This is a genomic window from Rhodococcus phenolicus (genome assembly GCF_001646785.1).
Lineage (GTDB): Bacteria > Actinomycetota > Actinomycetes > Mycobacteriales > Mycobacteriaceae > Rhodococcus > Rhodococcus phenolicus.
In genome coordinates, this window is sequence record NZ_LRRH01000086.1 from 154861 (window position 1) to 174595 (window position 19735).

Genomic DNA, 19735 nt, shown 5'->3' on the forward strand with positions numbered 1-19735 from the left:
AGTCGATCTGTTTGTCGAAGGAATTGCCCGTGAATCTCAATGTCGCCCTGCTGTTGCTCGTGCTCGTCGGAGGTATCGGCGGAACCATGACGGCGCAAGCTGCCCTGAACCGTCGCGGTGGCCGCCGCCACCGAACCCCGGGGGCGCTGTTCCATCAGAACGGCTGACCGAGCCGCCGGCGCACCCCCGGCGAGTTCTCGACGATCGTCGAACGGCAGGTGGGGTCCTACCGGGTGACCTCGCGCCGATCGTCGGCGAGCCGCCGTGTGCGCCCGGCCCGGTCGAGCTGATCCAGCAGGGGGAGCACCACCCGTCGGCTCGTTTCCAGTCGCTCGCGCGCGGCACTGATCGTGAACGGCTGCTCCAGCTCCCGCAGCCGGGCAACGGCTGCGTCGGCGGCGTCGGGAAGCAGGACGATCCCCGGGCCGACCCGCCACAGCTGCCCGCTGCGGTGGGCCGCTCCCAGCGCCCTGTCGTCGAGACCGAGCTCCCGGAGCCGGCCGGCCGTCGGAGCGACGAACGGAGCAGCCAGGAGGTCGCGGCGTACCGCGTCGACGGCGTCCCGCACACTGCTCGGCAGCGTGTCGGCGCCCGGCCCGAGGACCCGGCCGCCCACCACGCTCAGAGGTGGGCGCACCAGCGCCCGGACCAGGTCGGGTTCAGGGAGCCTCAGCCGCGACGCGAGGACCCCCAGCGGCACCGCGGGATCCAGCGGATGCGTGCGAGCGTGCTCCTCGACCAGTGCGGGCAGCCGGTCGCCGACGGCCCTCGCGAAGGCGGGGGAGACGAGCCACGGCCCGACGACCAGGTGGTCGCCCTCGTGGCGCGGGATGCCCAGTTGCCGCAGCCGGTCCCGGTGCAGGATGCCGCGACGGCCGAGCTCGTCGGCCAGTCGTGGAACGCCGTCGGCGCCCGCGAGCTGGAAGGCGCGGCGTGCCGCGGCGCCCCGGCGACGGAAGCGTGGCGGGTCCGGATCGAGGACGTCGACCCGCCAGATCGTCCGGCGGCCCGGGTCGCGCAGGATGGCGCGGTCCCCGATCCGGAAGGGCAGCGGCCGGGCGAGGGTGAGCCGAACGAGGTCATTCCCGAGCGGGCGGCAGCGGGCGTCGACATCCGCGGCACCGACGTGCAGAACGGGGGCGGCCGGGGGCCGGTCGGCGCCGGTGATCCGGACGTCCACGACGCAGGTGTGGTGCCAGGCGCCGGGTGTCACCAGCACGCTGCCGCGGGTCACGTCGTCGACCCGGCCGGTGAGGTTGAGGGCTACGCGGGCCACGCCGCTCACCGCCGGCCGGTCGCGTCCGAGCGCCTGTATACCGCGCACCCGCAGCGGCGTTTCGCCGACGGCCAGGGTGTCGCCGACACGGACCGTCCCTGCGGGGAGCGTCCCGGTGACGACGGTCCCGGCGCCGCGCACGGTGAACCGGCGGTCCACCCAGAGCCGGACATCGGCGTCGGGGTCCGGGTCCGGCAGGCCGGCGACCATCGTCGTCAGGGCGGCGCGGAGGTCGTCGAGGCCGGCTCCGGTACGGCCGCTCACAGCGACGACGGGAGCCCCGGCCAGACCCGTGCGTGATATCTCCGCGGCGGCACGCGCAGCGGCCGCACCGGGGTCGGCGAGATCGGACCGGGTCACCGCGACAACGGCGTGCCGCACGCCGAGAGCGTCGAGCGCGGCCAGGTGCTCGGCCGTCTGCGGCATCCACGGGTCGTCGGCGGCCACCACGAGCAGGGCGGCCGGGACCGGTCCCACTCCGGCGAGCATCGTGGTGAGGAATCGCTCGTGTCCGGGGACGTCGACGAACGCGACCTCTCCGACTCCTGGCCAGGACGTCCAGCAGTACCCCAGCTCGATGGTCAGTCCCCGCCGTCGTTCCTCGGCGAGCCGATCGGGGTCGGTCCCGGTCAGAGCTTTCACCAGCGTGGACTTGCCGTGGTCGACGTGCCCGGCGGTCGCGACGACGTGCATCAGCGCGGCTCGCCGTCGATCGTGTTCCCGGCGGCGCGTCGTACGGCGTCGATCAGTTCCCCGTCCTCCTCGGGAGCGACCGCCAGCAGATCCAGCAACAGTCGGCCACGCTCGAGGCGGCCGACGACCGGAGTCTCGCCCAGGCGTAGTGCACCGGCGAGGCGTTCGGGCAGCGCGACCGCGACGCTCGGCAGGACCACGTCCGGGGCGCCGCCACCGCCCACGACGCCGTCGGAATCGACGACCTGCGGGTCCAATTCGGCCGGGAGTGCCTCGCAGATCGTCCGGGCCCGGGGCCGAAGGTCGTCCGGCCGGCGGGTCAACGCCGCCGGCACCGGAGGTGTCGGCCCGGTCAGCGTGGCCTCGAGCGCCGCCAGGGTGAGCTTGTCGACGCGCAACGCCCGAGCGAACGGGTCGCGTCGCAGCCGCTCCACCAGCCCCGCCTCGCCGAGCAACAGACCGCACTGCGGCCCGCCCAGTAGTTTGTCGCCCGAGGCGGTTACGAGATCGGCCCCGGCGCGCAGCGCAGTGGTGGCGTCGGGCTCGTCCGGCAGGCGAGGATGGGGCGTCAGCAGTCCCGACCCGATGTCGACCACGACGGGGACGCCCAGTCCGGTCAGCTCCCGGACCGGCACCGACGACGTGAAGCCGCTGACCCTGAAGTTGGACGGGTGCACCTTGAGAACGAACGCGGTGTCGGAGTCGACCGCCTCGGCGTAATCGCTCGGGCGCACCCGGTTGGTCGTGCCGACCTCTCGCAAGCCGGCACCCACCGATTCCAGCAACTCCGGGATCCGGAAGCCGTCGCCGATCTCGACCAGCTCACCCCGCGCGATCACGATCGAGCGGCCACCGCGCGCGAGCACCCGGGTGACCAGTGCCAGAGCGGCGGCGCCGTTGTTGACCACGTGGACGGCTCCGGCCTCGGGCACCTGCGCGGCGAGTGCCTCGAGCGCGCCGCGACCGCGCCGCCCGCGCCTGCCCGTGGTCAGGTCCAGTTCGACGTCGGTGGCACCTGCCGCGGTGCCCACCGCGTCCACCGCCGCACGGGAGAGCGGGGCGCGGCCGAGGTTGGTGTGCACCACCACGCCGGTCGCGTTGACCACACGCCGCAGGGTGGTCGCGCGGTCCGGCAGCGACGCGACCGCGACGTCGGCGACTGCCGTCGGCTCGATCTCGCCGTCTCGGCACCGTTGCTGGGCAGCGACGACCGCCTGTTTCACCAGGCGGGTGCCGAGCCGGTCTGCGGCCTCGCGCATGCGCGGATCCGCCAGGATCTGGTCGGTGCGGGGGATGTCCCGTCTCGGATCCGGCACGCGCCTCCTCGTCCCACAGTTCACGAAAGTTGGCGGAGGCGGACGGGAATCGAACCCGCCTGGCCCAGGTACTGGGCCACAACGGTTTTGAAGACCGCGTCCGTCACCAGACGAGAACCGCCTCCGCGCTCACCTTAACCGGAAGCCGAGCCCGAGGTCCCGGCTCGGCCGTATGTTGGCTCCATGACCGCACACGCCGACCTGCCCGGGGGAGCCGTCCGGCTCACCCAGTACGCCGCCGGTGGCGGCTGCGCCTGCAAGGTTCCGCCCGGCGAGCTCGAACGGGTGCTCGGCGGCCTGCCGGGAGGCCGCGCGACGGGGGACCTGCTGGTCGGTGTCGAGAACGGTGACGACGGTGCCGCGGTCCGGATCGACTCTGCACCCGACGGGAGCGGCCGGGCTCTGATCGTGACCGCCGACTTCTTCACCCCGGTCGTCGACGATCCGTACGACTGGGGGCGGATCGCCGCCACCAATGCGATGTCCGACGTCTACGCGATGGGCGGCACGCCGGTGGTTGCAGTGAACCTGCTCGGCTGGCCGCGGGAACTCATACCCTTCGAGCTGGCCGCCGAGGTGATGCGGGGCGGTGCCGACGCGTGCGCCGAGGCCGGCGCCCATCTCGCCGGTGGGCACAGCATCGACGACCGTGAGCCGAAGTACGGGCTAGCGGTCACCGGGCTGGGCGATCCGGATCGCTTGCTGCGCAACGATGCTGCCGCGCCGGGCCTGCCGCTGACCCTCACCAAGCCGCTCGGTCTCGGCATCCTCAACAACCGCCACAAGGCGACCGGGGAGCGGTTCGACGAGGCGATCGCGGTGATGACAACCCTCAACCGTGACGCGGCGCAGCTCGCCGGCGCGACCGGCGTCCGTGCCGCCACCGATGTGACGGGATTCGGTCTGCTCGGCCACCTGATGAAGATGATGCGGGCCAGCGGTACGACCGCGGTGCTCGACGCCGGGAGTGTCCCGTACGTCGGCGGTGCGAGGGAGTCGCTCGCCGAGGGGTTCGTGCCCGGCGGGAGCCGGCGCAACCTCGAGTGGGTCCGCGACCACGTGGACTCCGCGGTGGACGACGACGAGCTGCTTCTGCTCGCCGACGCCCAGACGTCCGGCGGACTCCTGGTCGTGGGGGAGTTGCCCGGGCACCCGGTGATCGGCGAGGTGGTTCCCGCGGGAGCACAGGCGATCCGGGTGCGCTGACGCCGCGCGCACCGCTGGACGACCCGAACGACCTGTCCTAGGCTCGGAACACGCGGCACGAAGCTGTGTCGGCCCGTCACTTCCGGGGTCGGCAGCGCACACCAGGAGGCCCGATGACGGAGAAGAGATCGTCTCTCCCGTGGCCCGTGCTGCGCCAGCTCGTCGGCAAGGATCTGCTCGGGCGCGGGAAGGCGGTCCGCTCCCGGAGTACCGACGAGATCGAACCGCGCACCTCGACCGCCGATCGGGTCGCGCGCAGTGTCTGTCCCTACTGCGCTGTCGGGTGCGGACAGCGGATCTTCGTCAAGGACGAGCAGATCGTCCAGATCGAGGGAGATCCCGAGAGCCCGGTCAACCGCGGCCGGCTCTGTCCCAAGGGCTCGGCGAGCAAGAATCTCGTCACCAGCGATCTGCGTGAGACCCGCGTCCGTTATCGGCGGCCCTACGGCACCGAGTGGGAGGATCTCGACCTCGAGACCGCCATGGACATGGTCGTCGACCGGGTGCTGCGCACCCGGCGTGACACCTGGCAGGAACTCGACGAGAAGGGCCGCCGGGTCCGGCGCACGATGGGTATCGCCAGCCTCGGCGGTGCGACGCTGGACAACGAGGAGAACTACCTCATCAAGAAGCTGTTCACGGCGATGGGGGCGGTCCAGATCGAGAACCAGGCCCGCATATGACACTCCGCCACCGTCCCCGGTCTGGGGACCAGCTTCGGGCGCGGCGGCGCCACCGGCTTCACAGCCGACCTCGCCAACGCTGACTGCATCGTCATTCAGGGTTCCAACATGGCCGAGGCCCACCCGGTGGGTTTCCAGTGGGTCGTGGAGGCGCAGAAGCGGGGTGCGCGTGTCATCCACGTCGACCCGCGCTTCACCCGCACCAGCGCCGTCGCGGACAAGCATGTGCCCATCCGGGTCGGCAGCGACATCGCCTTCCTCGGCGGCATCGTCAACTACGTGCTGAGCAACGAGCTGGACTTCCGCGAGTACGTCGTCGACTACACCAACGCCGCGGCGATCGTCAGCGACAAGTTCGCGGACACCGACGACCTCGACGGGCTCTTCTCGGGCTTCGACGCCGAGTCGCGCACCTACGACCCGACGAGCTGGCAGTACGACGTGGAGGACGAACCGGGCGATCTGCACCGGTCCCAGGCCGACGACGCCGGGGATCACGCGAAGCACAGGGAGACCGCCGCGGGCCTGCAGCACGAGGCGCACGGCATCCAGGTCGCGGGCAGCCCGAGGCGGGACGAGACCCTGCAGCATCCGCGCTGCGTCTACCAGGTGCTCAAACGGCACTTCGCCCGCTACACCCCCGAGGTGGTCGAGCAGGTGTGCGGCGTTTCGCAGGAGGACTTCCTCGAGGTCTGCCGGGCGTGGACGGAGAATTCCGGTCGGGAGCGGACGACCGCGCTCGTCTACAGCGTGGGCTGGACCCAGCACAGCGTGGGCGTGCAGTACATCCGCACCGGCGCCATCCTGCAGCTGCTGCTGGGCAACATGGGCCGCCCCGGCGGAGGCGTGATGGCGCTGCGCGGCCACGCCAGTATCCAGGGCTCCACCGACATCCCCACCCTGTTCGACATCCTCCCCGGTTATCTGCCGATGCCCGACGCCGACCGGCACGCGACGCTGTCGGAGTGGGTCGACAGCGTCCGCAAACCGGGCAGCAAGGGCTTCTGGTCGCAGGCCGACGCGTATGCCGTCAACCTGCTCAAGGCCTACTGGGGCGACGCAGCCACCCCGGACAACGACTTCTGCTACGACCACATGCCCAGGATCACCGGCGATCACGGCACCTACCGCACGGTCCTCGACATGATCGACGGCAAGGTCAAGGGCTATTTCCTCCTCGGCCAGAACCCGGCCGTGGGATCGGCGCACGGCCGGGCCCAGCGGCTCGGGATGGCGAACCTCGACTGGCTCGTGGTGCGCGATCTGTTCGAGATCGAGAGTGCGAGCTTCTGGAAGGACTCGCCGGAGGTCGAGACCGGGGAGATCGTGACGGAGGAGTGCGGCACGGAGGTCTTCCTGTTCCCGGCGGCCTCCTACGCGGAGAAGGAAGGCACCTTCACGCAGACCCAGCGAATGCTCCAGTGGCGTGAGAAGGCCGTCGAGCCGCCGGAGGACTGCCGCTCGGAACTGTGGTTCTTCTACCACCTCGGGCGCCTGATCCGAGAACGGCTGGCGGGGTCGACCGACGAGCGCGACCGACCGCTGCTCGACCTGGCCTGGGATTATCCCGTGCACGGCGAGCACGACGAGCCCAGCGCCGAATCGGTGCTGATGGAGATCAACGGATACGACCTGGCGACGCGTCGGCCGCTGTCGTCGTTCACCGAGATGAAGGCCGACGGCTCCACACTGGGCGGCTGCTGGATCTACACCGGGGTGTACGCCGACGGCGTCAACCAGGCCGCCCGCCGCAAGTCCCGTCACGAGCAGTCGTTCGTGGCTCCGGAGTGGGGCTGGGCGTGGCCGATGAACCGCCGCATCCTCTACAACCGGGCGTCCGCCGACCCCGAGGGCAGGCCGTGGAGCGAGCGCAAGGCCTACGTGTGGTGGGACGCCGGCACGGGGCAGTGGACGGGTGAGGACGTGCCGGACTTCGAGAGGACCAAACCGCCGGACTATCGCTCGCCCGAAGGCGCCGACGGTGTCGAGGCGCTCGAGGGGATCGACCCGTTCATCATGCAGGGTGACGGCAAGGGCGCTCTCTACGTGCCGCAGGGACTCGTCGACGGACCGATGCCGACCCACTACGAACCCGTCGAGTCACCGTTCCGCAATCTGCTCTACGGGCAGCAGGCCAACCCCACGCGCATGGAGTACCGCCGCGGTGACAACCCGATGAATCCGGCACCGCCGCAGGAACACGTCGGGGTCTTTCCCTTCGTGTTCACGACCAGCCGGCTCACCGAGCATCACACCGCGGGCGCGATGAGCCGCTACCTGGAGCATCTCGCCGAGCTGCAGCCGGAGATGTTCGTCGAGGTCTCGCCCGCCCTCGCGGCCGAACGGGGGCTCGAGCACATGGGCTGGTGTCACGTGGTCACCGCCCGTTCGGCGATCGAGGGCCGGGTGTTGGTCACGGACCGGCTGCGCCCGCTGAAGGTCGAGGGCCGGACCGTCCATCAGGTGTGGATGCCCTACCACTGGGGAGGGGGCGGCATGGTGACGGGGGACTCGGCCAACGACCTGTTCGGCATCACCCTGGACCCCAACGTGCTCATCCAGGAGACCAAGGTCGGTACGTGCGACGTCCGGCCCGGACGCCGGCCGGTCGGTGCGGCGCTGCGGGAGTACGTCGAGGGATACGTACGCCGGGCCGGGGTAACCGGCAATTTTTACCCACCCATCGTCACGGTCGCGGGCGACCCCGCCGTCACCGTTTCGGACGAGGCACGCACCACGGAGGAGGACGAGTGATCGGCCGCAACAGTCTCTTCGGGCCACTCGATCCCGCGCCCGACGCCGGATACGAGGATTCGCCGGCGCGGAAGGGCTTCTTCACCGACACCAGCGTGTGCATCGGCTGCAAGGCCTGCGAGGTCGCCTGCAAGGAGTGGAACGACGTCCCCGAGAACGTCTTCGCGATGCTCGGCACCTCCTACGACAACAGCCACTCGCTCAACGCAAATCAATGGCGTCACGTCGCCTTCATCGAGCGACCGGCCGAGCAGCGGGAATCGGTATCGCTCGGCATGCCCACCGTCGGGGCGGCACCGAGCGACCGGCCCGACGACGAGAAGCCGGATTTCCGGTGGCTGATGTCCTCCGACGTCTGCAAGCACTGCACCCACGCCGCCTGTCTCGACGTCTGCCCGACCGGTTCCCTGTTCCGGAGCGAGTTCGGCACCGTGGTCGTGCAGGACGACATCTGCAACGGGTGCGGCTACTGCGTCGCCGCATGCCCGTACGGCGTCATCGACCGTCGCAAGGGACCGGAGGGAGACCCGAAAGTCGGTATCGCCCAGAAATGCACGCTCTGCTACGACCGGCTCACCGACGGACAGACACCCTCGTGCGCGCAGGCGTGCCCCACCGAGTCGATCCAGTTCGGCGACGTCGAGGAGCTGCGCCGGCGGGCCGACGAGCGGCTGGCGCGGTTGCACGAGCAGGGCGTCACGGACGCCCGGCTCTACGGCAACGATCCCGAGGACGGGGTCGGCGGTACCGGTGCCTTCTTCCTGCTCCTCGACGAGCCCGAGGTCTACGGTCTGCCGCCCGACCCGGTGGTGACCACCAAGGACCTGCCGCAGATGTGGAGCCGGGCCGCCGTCGCGGCGGCCGCGATGCTGACGGGCGCGGCCCTGTCGTTCCTCGGGAGGCGCGGATGACGCAGGTGCAGCACGGCGGCAGCCCGGGGCGTCCACACCGGTCCGGAGCCGGTCGCGGTGGCGACCGGGTGATGGTGCCGGAGGCCGACTTCGAGTCCTACTACGGACGCCCCATCGTGAAGCCGGCGCCCTGGGAACACGACATCGCCGTCTACCTGTTCTCCGGAGGAGTGGCGGCCGGATCCTCGATGCTCGCCGCGGGCGCGGATCTGACCGGCCGCCCTGCGCTGCGCCGGGTCGCCCGGCTCGGCTCGCTCGTGAGCCTGCTCGTCAGCATGGGCACCCTCGTCCACGACCTCGGCAAGCCGGCCCGGTTCCTCAACATGCTGCGGGTGGCCAAGCCGACCTCGCCGATGTCGGTCGGCACCTGGATCCTGTCGCTGCACGGCCCGTTCGCCGGAGTCGCTGCGGCAGCGGAGCTGGCCGGAATGCTGCCCACCCGGTGGAAGCGGGGACCGGTTCGGCTCCTGCTCGCCCTCGGCCGGCCCGCCGGGCTCGTGGGGGCCGCGACCGCGCCACCCGTGGCCGCCTACACCGCGGTACTCCTCTCCGACACCGCCACCCCCGCCTGGCACTCCGCCTACGAAGAGCTGCCGTTCGTGTTCTGCGGGTCTGCCGCCGCGGCGTCCGGCGGCCTCGGTCTCCTGGGTGCGCCGGTCGCCGAAGCCGGACCCGCGCGCGTCTTCGCCGTCGGCGGCGCGCTCGTCGAGCTGGCGGCGGGGCGCCGGATGGAGCGGTCGATGGGTCTGCCGGCCGAGACACTCCACCTGGGCAGGGCAGGACGGCTGATGAGGGCGAGCACGGTGCTCACTGCGGCAGGCACCGTCGGCGCGCTTGCCGGACGCCGCAGCCGGGTGCTTTCGATGATCTCCGGCGCCGCGCTGATGGTGGGCTCGTTGTGCACTCGTCTCGGTGTCTACGAGGCGGGTATCGCCTCGGCGAAGGACCCCAGGTACACCGTGGTTCCCCAGCGGGAGCGGGTCGATCGCGGGGAGCCGGTGCGCTACCGGGTCTGAGCCGCACCGTCGTGTCGGTCGCGCGCCGGCGGCGTCGGCGGCAGCCCGAACTTCTCGAACAGCCCCACCTCGAAGAACGCGGTCACGTGCACGACCCGGCCGCCGACGATGTCGAGCACCTGCAACTGGAACGGATGGTGCTGCCCGTCCTCGCCGCGCATGTACAACCCGAGCGCAGGCTGCCCGTTCGCGACCGTCGGAATCAGGATCTGGTCGCCGGGACCCTTCGCCGGGCAGTTGACCCGGATCAGCGTGCCGATGTTCTCGGCGCCGCGGTACCAGCCGTCGAACGGTGGCATCTCCCAGACGGCCTGCTCGGTGAGCATCCGGACGATCGAGTCGATGTCGTAGTTCTCGAAACCGTCGACCCACCGCTGGACCAGTTCCCGGGTCTCGGCGCTGTCCGGTTCGGCGAGGTTGTCGCGCGTGACGTCGGCATCGTTGAGCTGGGCCCGGGCGCGCTGCAGCAGGCTGTTGACCGCCGCGGTCGTCGTGCCGAGCGCCGCGGCGACCTCGGAGGCCCGCCACTGCAGCACCTCCCGCAGCAGCAGCACCGCTCGCTGCCGCGCAGACAGATGCTGCAGCGCAGCCACGAACGCCAGCCGGATCGAATCGCGCGACGTGACGATCACAGCCGGATCGGACGGGTCGTCGGAGTGGCCGTCGTCGCCGAACGCGCCCGGAATGGGCTCCAGCCACGGCACTTCGGGACGCTGCACCAGGTCGTCCGCCGGATCCGAACTCGGCGCACCCAACCCGGTGGGGAGCGGACGGCGCGAGCGGCCCTCGAGCGCCGTGAGACACACGTTGGTCGCGATGCGGTGCAGCCACGTCCGCAGCGAGGCGCGGCCCCCGAAGTTCTCGTAGCCGCGCCACGCCCGCAGATAGGTTTCCTGCACGAGGTCCTCGGCGTCGTGGATCGACCCGCTCATGCGGTAGCAGTGCGCGAGCAGTTCACGACGGTACGGATCCGCGCGGCTCATGAAGTCCGCTTCGGCGGTTCCGCCCACCGAATCCGGATAGTCCTCTACTACGTCGAGCGCCTGTTCGGTCATGGCCCTGCCCGCCTCGGTCGACACGAATGTTCTCGGGATACCCGAACGAGGGTAGTCGGCGGGCCCGACAGAAACAGCCACTCGAAGTATCTGTGCACTGCAGGTACCGTCCAACACTGCGCAGGACGACGGAGACGCCGGCGCCGGACACGAGGGGGATTCGTGCACGATGCAGCGGAGCCGGGAGCCGCGGCCGAGCCGGGCGCCGCGCCGCCCGCGGTAGGCCCGTACGCGGGCGGACCGCCGCCCGCGGCGCTGCTGGTCACCATGCCGCCGCTCGATCGGTTCGGTCCGACCGAACTGGGCCGGGCGCTCGTCGTCGCCGTCGTCATGGTGGTCCAGGTGCTGCTGAAGGTTCTCGCGTGGCCGCTGCGTCCGGACGGTCGCGGAGTCGTCGACGCGGCCGCCGAGGGGGTCGTCGACGCGTTCGAGATCCTCGGACCGACGTTCGTGAAGCTCGGTCAGCTCATCGCGTCGTCGTCGGGGCTGTTCCCGCGACCTCTCGCCGACGCGTGCCTGCGCTGCCTCGACGACGTGCCACCCGTCCCGTCCGAGCAGGCGCGGGCGGTGCTGGAGGCGGATCTCGGGCACCGCGTGGACGAGCTGTTCGCGCGTTTCGACGACACACCCCTCGCCGCGGCATCCGTCGCCCAGGTGCACGCGTGCGTGCTGCACGACGGTCGCGCGGCGGTGGTGAAGATCCAGCGTCCCGGCATCCGGCACCGGATGCTCGTCGATCTGCGTGCCGCGTACGCGGGTGCACGGCTTCTGCAGGTGTTCGAGTTCTTCCGGATCGCGAACGCCCCGGCGATCATCCGGGACCTGTACGCGGCGACGATGACCGAACTGAACAGCGCCGTCGAGGCGGACCGGCAGTCGCGGTTCCGGGACCGGATCGGTGCGTTCGGTGACAACAAGGGTGTCACCACACCGGAGGTGTACTGGGACTACTGCGGTCCGCGGGTGATCTGCATGGAACGGCTGTACGGGATTCCGATGGACCGGGTCACCGCCGATCCGGACAGCGGTGTCGACACGAGACTGCTGATCCGGCGCGGGGTGAAGGTGTGGATCGAGTCGGTCGTGCTGCACGGCCCGTTCCACGGCGACGTCCACGCGGGGAACCTGTGGCTGCTCGACGACGGCCGGCTCGCGCTCCTGGATTTCGGCATCGTCGGTGAGCTGCCCGAGCATTGGCGGGTGATTCTGCGGGATCTGTTCCGTGCCACCGCCGTGGACGGCGACTTCGCCCGTGTCGCCCGCGGGATCCGCGCGCTCGGGTACGGCACCGGAAACGACGAGGACGACGCGACGCTCGGCGCTCAGGTCGCCGAGGCGCTGGCCCCGCTGTTGGGTCGTGAGCTCGGGGACCTGCGGCTGAGCGATCTCATCATGGCGTTGATCCGGCTCGGTAAACGCTGGGGTGTCGCGAGCCCGGAGGAGATGGTGCTCTTCGGCAAGCAGCTCGGCTATTTCGAGCGGTACGCGACGGCGCTGGCACCGGGCTGGGTCCTGGGGCAGGACCTGTATCTGTTCCGCAACATCTTCCCGGACGAGGTGGCCATAGGTGCCGCCGAATCGGGCGTTAGCCTGCCCGACTGATCGATACGCTCCCGGCCTCTTTACAGCTCCCGCGCGCTCGAATAATTTTAACGATCGTTCGACTCAACTTCGGGAAGGGATCTCCTCGCCATGAGCACCGCGAACGACGTCGTACTCAGCACCCGCAACGGTCACGTCGTCACCTGGACGATCAACCTCCCGGACCAGCGCAACCCCATCTCCGGCGACGACGTCGTCGAACGCCTCGTCGAACTCGTCGACGAGGCGAACGGTGACATCGAGACCCGGGTCGTGATCCTCACCGGCGCCGGCAGCGCGTTCTCCGCCGGCGGCAACGTCAAGGACATGGCCGACCGGACCGGCATGTTCGCCGGCGCACCGCACGCCCTGCGCGACGGTTACCGCCGCGGTATCCAGCGCCTGCCCAAGGCCGTCTACCACTGCGAGGTCCCGATCATCGTCGCCGTCAACGGCCCCGCCGTCGGCGCCGGCTGCGACCTGGCGATGATGTGCGACATGCGGATCGCGTCGAGCACCGCGTTCTTCGCCGAGAGCTTCGTCAAGCTCGGCATCATCCCGGGCGACGGCGGCGCGTGGCTGCTGCCCCGCGCGGTCGGTGCCGCCCGCGCCGCCGAGATGGCGTTCACCGGAGACCGCGTCGACGCCGCCACGGCCCTCGACTGGGGGATGGTCTCGCAGGTCGTCGAACCGGAGAAGCTGCTCGACGCCGCCCGGGAACTGGCCGGACGTGTCGCCGTCAACCCGCCGAACGCCCTGCGCATGACCAAGAAGCTCCTGCGCGAAGGCCAGCGCGTCGATCTCGACACCCTCCTCGAACTGTCCGCCTCACTGCAGGCGCTGTCCCACCACAGTGCGGACCACCGCGAAGCCCTGTCCGCCTTCCTCGAACGCCGCACCGGGAACTTCACCGGCGAGTGACACCGCGGCAACCACTCCCACATTCGACAAGGACCAGTACATGAAGCGCACGATTCTCACCGAAGAGCACGAGCAGTTCCGGAAGATGGTGCGCGACTTCATCGAACGCGAAGTCGCGCCGCACCGGGAGGAATGGGACGAGGCCGGCCATCCGCCGCGCGAATTCTTCAAGCGTCTCGGTGAACTCGGCATCCTCGGCATCCAGGTCCCCGAGGAGTTCGGTGGCGGCGGCGAATCCAGCTTCGTCTACAACACCATCGTGTTCGAGGAGGTCGCGCGGGCGGGAGTCTCGTTCGGCGGCTACACCGTCCACGCATGCCTGATCCTGCCGTACCTGATGGAGTACGCCACCGAGGAGCAGAAGAAGCGCTGGCTTCCCGGCTTCTCGGACGGCTCCATCATGACCGCGATCGCGATGACGGAGCCCGGCACGGGTTCCGACCTGGCCAACATCGCCACCACCGCGAAACTGTCCGAGGACGGCAGCCACTACATCGTCAACGGCGCCAAGACGTTCATCACCGGCGGCGCCACCGCCGACCTCATCCTCACCGTGTGCCGCACCTCGCCGTTCGACCCCGACAACCGGCGCGGCGGCCTGTCGATCATCGCGGTTCCCACTGCGACGGAGGGCTTCTCGGTCGGACGCAAGCTGAAGAAGCTCGGCCTGCACCAACAGGACACCGCAGAGCTGTCCTACAGTGACGTCAAGGTGCCCGTCGAGAACCTGCTCGGTGAGGAAGGCAAGGGCTTCTCCTACCTGACCCACAACCTGCCGCAGGAACGCCTCAGCATCGCGCTCAACCAGGTCGGATTCGCCGAGGCCGCGATCGCGCACGCGATCGCCTACACCTCGGACCGCAAGGTGTTCGGCAAGCCGGTCGCCGCGTTCCAGAACACCAAGTTCGTGCTCGCCGAATGCTCCGCCGAGACCCAGATGGCCCGCGTCTACGTCGATCACTGCCTCGAGCTGCTCGACCGCAAGGAGCTCACGGTCGCCGACGCGGCCCGCGCCAAGCTGGTGTGCACCGAGGTCGCCGGGCGCGTCATCGACAAGTGCCTGCAGCTGCACGGCGGCTACGGCTACATCACCGAATACCCCATCGCGCGCCTGTACGCGGACACCCGCGTCACCCGCATCTACGGTGGTACCAGCGAAGTCATGAAGACGATCATCTCCAAGGATCTGGGGCTGTAGGAATGTATCCGGGTCGCTACGCCGCCACCGCGCCGGACCGTCCGGCCGTGCACGAGACCGCGACCGGACGGGTGATCACCTACCGTCAGCTCGAGGATGCGTCGGTGCGGTTCGCGCACTGGCTCCGCGAGCACGGTGTCGGTGTCGGCGACCACATCGCCGTCCTCACCGTCAACGATGCAACCGTCTACGAGTTGTACTGGGCCGCAGTGCGGTCCGGTGTGTACGTCACATTCGTCAACGTGCATCTGGCGGCGGCGGAAGCGGCGTACATCGTCGACGACTGCGACGCACAGGTGGTCGTCGTCTCGGCACCGCTCGCCGAGCTCGCCGAGGCGATCGTCGGATCGACGCCGAAGGTGCGGCACCGCCTCGCCTTCGGCGGACCGATCGCCGGCCACCTGTCCTACGAGACCGAGGTCGCGCAATGCCCGACCGCCCCGCCCGGCGATCAGCCGCGCGGCAGCGACATGCTGTACTCGTCGGGTACGACAGGCCGCCCGAAGGGCATCAAGGTCGCGTTGTCGGGCGCGCAGGTCGGTGACGAGCCCGGGCCGTCGATCCTCAGGATCGTGCGCGGCTTCGGGTTCGACGAGAACACCGTGTATTTGTCCCCGGCGCCGATCTACCATTCGGCGCCGCTGCGCTACAGCGTCTCCACCCAGGCGCTCGGCGGCACGGTGGTGCTGATGGACCGGTTCGACGCGCAGGGGTGCCTCGACGCGATCGAGCGTTACGGAGTCACCCACAGCCAGTGGGTACCCACGCATTTCGCGCGGCTGCTCAAACTTCCCGCAGAAGTGCGCGACCGCTACGACCTGTCGACTCTGCGCGTCGCGCTGCATTCGGCGGCGCCGTGCCCGGTCGAGGTCAAGCAGCAGTTGATCCGGTGGTGGGGCGAGATCGTGTACGAGTACTACTCGGCCACCGAATCCATCGGCACCACCGTCATCTCCCCGTCGGAGTGGTTGCGCAAGCCGGGCAGCGTCGGCGCGACCGGGGTGCCCGGAGCCGCCGGACTCGCGCACATCTGCGACGAGAACGGCGACGAACTGGCGGCCGGGGAGGTCGGCACCGTGTACTTCGAACGGCACGACCACTCGTTCGAATACCACAAGGACCCGGTGAAGACCGCGGCGTCCCGGCACCCCCGGCACGAGGCGTGGGCGACGACCGGCGACGCCGGATACCTCGACGAGGACGGCTATCTGTTCCTCACCGGCCGGAACAGTTTCACGATCATCTCCGGTGGGGTGAACATCTACCCGCAGGAGACCGAGGCGGTGCTGTCGCTGCACCCCGCGGTATGGGACGTCGCGGTCGCGGGGGTACCGGACCCGGACCTGGGTGAACGGGTCGAAGCCTTCGTGCACCCGGTCGACGGTGTGGAAGCCGGCGACGCGCTCGAACAGGAGATCATCGAGTACTGCCGGGATCGTCTGTCGCGCTTCAAATGCCCGCGGACGGTGCACTTCGTCGACGCACTGCCGCGGACGCCGACGGGCAAGATCGTCGCGGGTGCGATGCGGGAGATGGTGGCGTCCCACACCGTCGGTGAGAACCGGCGATGACGCTCTCGCCGCGTCAGCGGCTGTTCGTGGAGGTCGGACGAAAGGAGTTCGTCCGCAACGGATACGGTTCGTCGTCCATCCGCACCATCGCCCAGGAGGCAGGCGTGAGCCTGTCCGCGCTGTACTACCACTACAAGAGCAAACAGGACCTGCTGTTCGCGATCCTCATGGACGGGGTCGAGATCTACGACTCGCTGTGGGAGAAGGCGCTGGACGCCGTCGGCGACGACCCGGTCGAGCAGCTGCGCGCCTTCGTCCTCGCGAACGTCGAATTCCGCACGCAGTTCCCCGAACAGGGCCGGATGATCGCCACCGAGATCCGCAACCTCGAACCCGACGGCGCGCGACTCTACGACGAGCGCCGTCGGGTGGGTCGGCAGCGGATCCGAACTATCATCGCCGACGGCATCGCGGCGGGGGTATTCACGACGCCGTACCCGGACGACTGCCGCAAGTCGATCCTCGCGATGACGGCGGCGATCGCGAACTGGTACGACCCGAACGGACCCGACACAGCCGCCGAGATCGGGCAGAGGTATGCGGAAATGGCATTGAACCTGTTGTGCCCCGGTGAAATACCCGGATCGCCGGTGAAGGAAGAAGAGTAGGACATGAGTACGAAACTGGTGCCGCCCGCCGGCGCCCCGGATCCCGCGCTCACGCAGTTGCGGTCCGAGGTACGGCAGTTCCTGCACGAACAGATCGAGAGGGGGGTGTTCACCCCCGGTATCGACACGTGGTTGACCCGGTGGAACCCCGACTTCACCCGGGCGCTCGCCGCGAAGGGCTGGATCGGCATGACCATTCCCGTCGAATACGGCGGGCGCGGAAGAACGTTCATGGAGCGGTTCGTCGTCACCGAGGAACTGCTCGCCGTCGGGGCTCCGGTCGCGGCGCAGTGGGTCGCGGACCGGCAGGCCGCACCGTCGTTGCTGAAGTACGGCACCGAAGAGCAGAAGCAGCGGTTCCTGCCCGGCATCGCGGCCGGTGAGATCTGCTGGGCGATCGGCATGTCCGAGCCCGACTCCGGTTCCGACCTCGCGAGCGTGAAGACCCGCGCGACGCAGGTCGACGGGGGCTGGCGTATCAACGGGACGAAGCTGTGGACCTCCGGCGCGCATCACGCCGATGCGTTCTTCGGGTTGGCGCGGTCCGCGCCGCTCGACCCGGCGCACCGGCACGACGGCCTCAGTCAGTTCATCGTGCTGCTGGACTCGCCCGGAGTCACCATCCGTCCGATCCTGTCGATGTCCGGTGAGCACCACTTCAACGAGGTGCTGCTCGACGACGTGTTCGTGCCGGACGATCTGGTGCTCGGCGCCATCGGTTCCGGCTGGGAGCAGGTCACCAGCGAACTCGGGTTCGAGCGAAGCGGACCGGAACGATTCCTGTCCACCTTCGGCCTGCTCGACGAACTCGTGCGCGGTGTGGGTGCCGGTGCCGTCGACCCCGACCCGCGCATCGGTGCGGCGATCGGCCGGATCGCCGGGTTGCGCCGCATGTCGCGTGCCGTCTCGGAATCCTTGCAGCGCGGTGAGGACGCGGCACTGTCGGCATCGGTCGTCAAGGTGCTCGGCACCGGACTGGAAGGTGACATCGCCGAACTCGCGGACGAACTCGTCGGTTACGGCACCGGAAACGATCGGCTCGCGCAACTGGTCCGTGCGGGGGTGATGCAGCGACCCGGTTTCACGCTGCGCGGTGGCACGAGCGAGATCCTGCGTGGAGTCATCGCCCGAGGATTGGGATTGCGGTGACGTCTCTCCCGCTCGATCACCCCCATCGCGGCATCCGCGGCCTTACCCGCCACGCTGGATTTCGCCACCTCCGCCGCACACCGATTCCGGCGCCCGGCATACGGCACCTCGGTCCCCGTGCCCGGCCTGCCGGCCGACCCCACCGGCACGTTCGTTCGACACCACTACACCTCAGGAGAGGAGGTCGGCGCTTGTTCTCCCACGTGAGCGGGGGAGGATCCGCGCCGAACATCAGATGACGCAGTCGACCGAATTGCAGGACTTCGAGCGGATGCTCGCCGAGGTGTTCACCGCGGGCGACGACCACCGCATCGGGGAGGTCGTCGACCTGGACCGTTCGTTGTGGACCACGCTCGCCGAACTCGGATTGACCCGTCTCACCGGCGACGAATCGGCCGGCGGCAGCGGCGCGGGCTGGACCGAGGCCGCTCTGCTGCTCGCCGCGGCCGGTCGTGCGGCCGCGGCCGTGCCCGTCGCCGAACACGACCTGCTCGCCGGATGGCTGCTCGAGCAGGCGGGCCTGCCCGTCGACGACGGGCTGCGTACCGCCGCGGTGCTGGACACCGACGGGCACGCCCGGTACGTGCCGTGGGCGCGCGACGCGGATGCGATCGTCGTGCTGTGGCGGGGCACCGGCGGATGGTCGGTGGCCGATGTCCCCCGCGACCGTGTCGAGCTGACCGAAGCGGTCAATCTCGCAGCCGAGCCCCGCGACCACGTCCGGGTCGACCTGTCGTCGCTGGCGGGTACCGCAGTGTCCGACGCTGTCGCCGACCAGGTCCGGTACCGCGGCGCACTCGCCCGGGTGCTGCTGTCGGCCGGTGCGATGGACCGCATCCTCGAACTGGTCGTCGAACACACCACCGCCCGTGTCCAGTTCGGTCGCGCGCTGGGCAAATTCCAGGCGGTGCAGGCGCTGGTGTCGGAGCTGGCTGCCGAGGCGGCGCTCGCGCGCGCCGCCGCCGACGCTGCCGTCGACGCCGTGGTCGAACGCGGATTCGACGACGCTGCAACACGATTCGAGGTCGCAGCGGCGGTGTCGTGTGCGGGCCACGCCGCAGGGAAGGTCGCGCGCAACGCGCACCAGGCGCTCGGCGCGATCGGATTCACGATGGAACACGAACTGCACCGTCACGCGAACCGGATCCTGTCGTGGCGCAGCGAGTTCGGTCCGCTCGCGTCCTGGGATGCCGAGCTGCTCGAGAGAGCGGCTGCGTCCGGTGACGTGTGGTCGCTGCTCACCGGCGGATCCGCGTAGCGTGTCCTGCGGCCCGGACGAACTGGCAGAATGGAGCGGCCGGTCCCGTCCGGGCCGGTGCCGCACCGGTGGAGGGACTTCGACGATGGCGCACGTGAATCTCGGCAAACAGCATCCGGCCGCCTACAAGAGCGTGCTGGCGCTGAACCAGGAGGTCGAGGAGGCGGTCGCGCAGGCCGGGCTCGATCCGAAGCTGGCCGAACTGGTGAAGATCCGGGTGTCACAGCTCAACGGCTGCGCATTCTGCCTGCGTATGCACACCCGCGATGCGCTCGACAAGGGTGAGACCACAGACCGTCTCGCGGTCGTCGCGGCCTGGTGGGAGTCGCAGTACTTCACCGCGCAGGAGCGGGCGGCACTCGCGCTGGCCGAAGAGGTCACGCATCCGGTGGAGCCCGGTCGCCACGAGTGGGACGACGGATCCCTGAGCGACGAGCAGGTCTCCGCCGTCAGCTGGCTCGCGATCGTCATGAACGCCTGGAACCGTATCGCGGTCCGCAGCCACTACCCCGTGGCCCCGTGACCCGTGCGCGCTTTTG

Annotated in this window: 16 protein-coding genes and 1 tRNA gene; 13 read left to right on the forward strand and 4 right to left on the reverse strand. The window is 69.8% G+C overall.

Features of this window, described 5'->3' with window-relative positions; genetic code table 11:
* The first annotated feature begins 29 nt into the window (after nt 1-29).
* Complete coding sequence (locus A8G15_RS31205) at nt 30-167, forward strand: hypothetical protein (protein WP_169833929.1); 138 nt, start codon at nt 30-32, stop codon at nt 165-167.
* A gap of 59 nt (nt 168-226) precedes the next feature.
* Here the strand turns inward: A8G15_RS31205 and selB are convergent, their stop codons facing one another.
* The 3 genes from selB to A8G15_RS22680 form a co-directional block, all read right to left on the reverse strand.
* Nucleotides 227-1969, reverse strand: a complete 1743-nt coding sequence (gene selB / locus A8G15_RS22670) for a selenocysteine-specific translation elongation factor (protein WP_068164874.1) — start codon at nt 1967-1969, stop codon at nt 227-229.
* Entirely contained in the window at nt 1969-3285 is a 1317-nt protein-coding gene (selA, locus tag A8G15_RS22675) for an L-seryl-tRNA(Sec) selenium transferase (RefSeq protein WP_068164877.1), read from the reverse strand. The genes selB and selA overlap by 1 nt, the downstream gene beginning before the upstream one ends.
* A gap of 30 nt (nt 3286-3315) precedes the next feature.
* Nucleotides 3316-3410, reverse strand: a tRNA-Sec gene (locus A8G15_RS22680).
* Nucleotides 3411-3468: 58 nt separating this feature from the next.
* On the opposite strand from A8G15_RS22680, the gene selD reads away from it, so the two are divergent.
* The 4 genes from selD to nrfD all read left to right on the forward strand — a co-directional run bounded on the left by selD (nt 3469) and on the right by nrfD (nt 9855).
* Nucleotides 3469-4491 (forward strand): selenide, water dikinase SelD, encoded by a 1023-nt coding sequence (gene selD, locus A8G15_RS22685; RefSeq protein WP_068164881.1) that lies wholly within the window; start codon nt 3469-3471, stop codon nt 4489-4491.
* A 113-nt stretch (nt 4492-4604) separates the two neighbouring features.
* Nucleotides 4605-7928 (forward strand): formate dehydrogenase, encoded by a 3324-nt coding sequence (fdh, locus tag A8G15_RS22695; protein WP_245687961.1) that lies wholly within the window; start codon nt 4605-4607, stop codon nt 7926-7928.
* On the forward strand, nt 7925-8839 hold the full coding sequence (locus A8G15_RS22700) for a 4Fe-4S dicluster domain-containing protein (RefSeq protein ID WP_068164889.1): 915 nt from the start codon (nt 7925-7927) through the stop codon (nt 8837-8839). Before fdh ends, A8G15_RS22700 begins: the two co-directional genes overlap by 4 nt.
* Nucleotides 8836-9855 (forward strand): NrfD/PsrC family molybdoenzyme membrane anchor subunit, encoded by a 1020-nt coding sequence (gene nrfD / locus A8G15_RS22705; protein ID WP_068164891.1) that lies wholly within the window; start codon nt 8836-8838, stop codon nt 9853-9855. The genes A8G15_RS22700 and nrfD overlap by 4 nt, the downstream gene beginning before the upstream one ends.
* Here the strand turns inward: nrfD and A8G15_RS22710 are convergent.
* Nucleotides 9843-10910, reverse strand: coding sequence for a sigma-70 family RNA polymerase sigma factor (locus A8G15_RS22710; RefSeq protein ID WP_068164895.1), 1068 nt, complete (start codon nt 10908-10910; stop codon nt 9843-9845). The two genes, nrfD and A8G15_RS22710, sit on opposite strands and share 13 nt — an antisense overlap.
* 267 nt (nt 10911-11177) lie before the next feature.
* Between A8G15_RS22710 and A8G15_RS22715 the strand changes: the two genes are divergently transcribed.
* From A8G15_RS22715 to A8G15_RS22750, 8 genes are all read left to right on the forward strand, one after another.
* Nucleotides 11178-12512, forward strand: coding sequence for an ABC1 kinase family protein (locus A8G15_RS22715; protein ID WP_082900100.1), 1335 nt, complete (start codon nt 11178-11180; stop codon nt 12510-12512).
* A 90-nt stretch (nt 12513-12602) separates the two neighbouring features.
* The gene (locus tag A8G15_RS22720) at nt 12603-13412 is read left to right on the forward strand and encodes a crotonase/enoyl-CoA hydratase family protein (RefSeq protein ID WP_068164901.1); all 810 of its coding nucleotides are present in this window, start codon (nt 12603-12605) and stop codon (nt 13410-13412) included.
* Between the two features lie 40 nt (nt 13413-13452).
* Entirely contained in the window at nt 13453-14610 is a 1158-nt protein-coding gene (locus A8G15_RS22725) for an acyl-CoA dehydrogenase family protein (RefSeq protein WP_068164904.1), read from the forward strand.
* Between the two features lie 2 nt (nt 14611-14612).
* Entirely contained in the window at nt 14613-16181 is a 1569-nt protein-coding gene (locus tag A8G15_RS22730; RefSeq protein ID WP_068164907.1) for an acyl-CoA synthetase, read from the forward strand.
* Nucleotides 16178-16789: a TetR/AcrR family transcriptional regulator gene (locus A8G15_RS22735; RefSeq protein WP_068164909.1), complete on the forward strand. Its 612-nt coding sequence runs from the start codon at nt 16178-16180 to the stop codon at nt 16787-16789. The genes A8G15_RS22730 and A8G15_RS22735 overlap by 4 nt, the downstream gene beginning before the upstream one ends.
* Nucleotides 16790-16792: 3 nt before the next feature.
* A complete protein-coding gene (locus tag A8G15_RS22740) occupies nt 16793-17938 on the forward strand; it encodes an acyl-CoA dehydrogenase family protein (RefSeq protein WP_068164911.1) in 1146 nt (381 codons plus the stop codon).
* Between the two features lie 235 nt (nt 17939-18173).
* A complete protein-coding gene (locus tag A8G15_RS22745; RefSeq protein ID WP_068164914.1) occupies nt 18174-19196 on the forward strand; it encodes an acyl-CoA dehydrogenase family protein in 1023 nt (340 codons plus the stop codon).
* 85 nt (nt 19197-19281) lie between these two features.
* Nucleotides 19282-19719, forward strand: a complete 438-nt coding sequence (locus tag A8G15_RS22750) for a carboxymuconolactone decarboxylase family protein (RefSeq protein WP_068164919.1) — start codon at nt 19282-19284, stop codon at nt 19717-19719.
* Nucleotides 19720-19735: the final 16 nt, after the last annotated feature.

Coding starts and splice junctions, on each gene's coding strand:
- A8G15_RS22735 (WP_068164909.1), top strand. CDS start 16,178: ATGACGCTCTCGCCGCGTCAGCGGCTGTTCGTGGAGGTCGGACGAAAG.
- A8G15_RS22745 (WP_068164914.1), top strand. CDS start 18,174: ATGACGCAGTCGACCGAATTGCAGGACTTCGAGCGGATGCTCGCCGAG.
- A8G15_RS22720 (WP_068164901.1), top strand. CDS start 12,603: ATGAGCACCGCGAACGACGTCGTACTCAGCACCCGCAACGGTCACGTC.
- A8G15_RS22715 (WP_082900100.1), top strand. CDS start 11,178: ATGCCGCCGCTCGATCGGTTCGGTCCGACCGAACTGGGCCGGGCGCTC.
- selD (WP_068164881.1), top strand. CDS start 3,469: ATGACCGCACACGCCGACCTGCCCGGGGGAGCCGTCCGGCTCACCCAG.
- A8G15_RS22725 (WP_068164904.1), top strand. CDS start 13,453: ATGAAGCGCACGATTCTCACCGAAGAGCACGAGCAGTTCCGGAAGATG.
- A8G15_RS22750 (WP_068164919.1), top strand. CDS start 19,282: ATGGCGCACGTGAATCTCGGCAAACAGCATCCGGCCGCCTACAAGAGC.
- selB (WP_068164874.1), bottom strand. CDS start 1,969: ATGCACGTCGTCGCGACCGCCGGGCACGTCGACCACGGCAAGTCCACG.
- A8G15_RS22740 (WP_068164911.1), top strand. CDS start 16,793: ATGAGTACGAAACTGGTGCCGCCCGCCGGCGCCCCGGATCCCGCGCTC.
- A8G15_RS22710 (WP_068164895.1), bottom strand. CDS start 10,910: ATGACCGAACAGGCGCTCGACGTAGTAGAGGACTATCCGGATTCGGTG.
- A8G15_RS22730 (WP_068164907.1), top strand. CDS start 14,613: ATGTATCCGGGTCGCTACGCCGCCACCGCGCCGGACCGTCCGGCCGTG.
- nrfD (WP_068164891.1), top strand. CDS start 8,836: ATGACGCAGGTGCAGCACGGCGGCAGCCCGGGGCGTCCACACCGGTCC.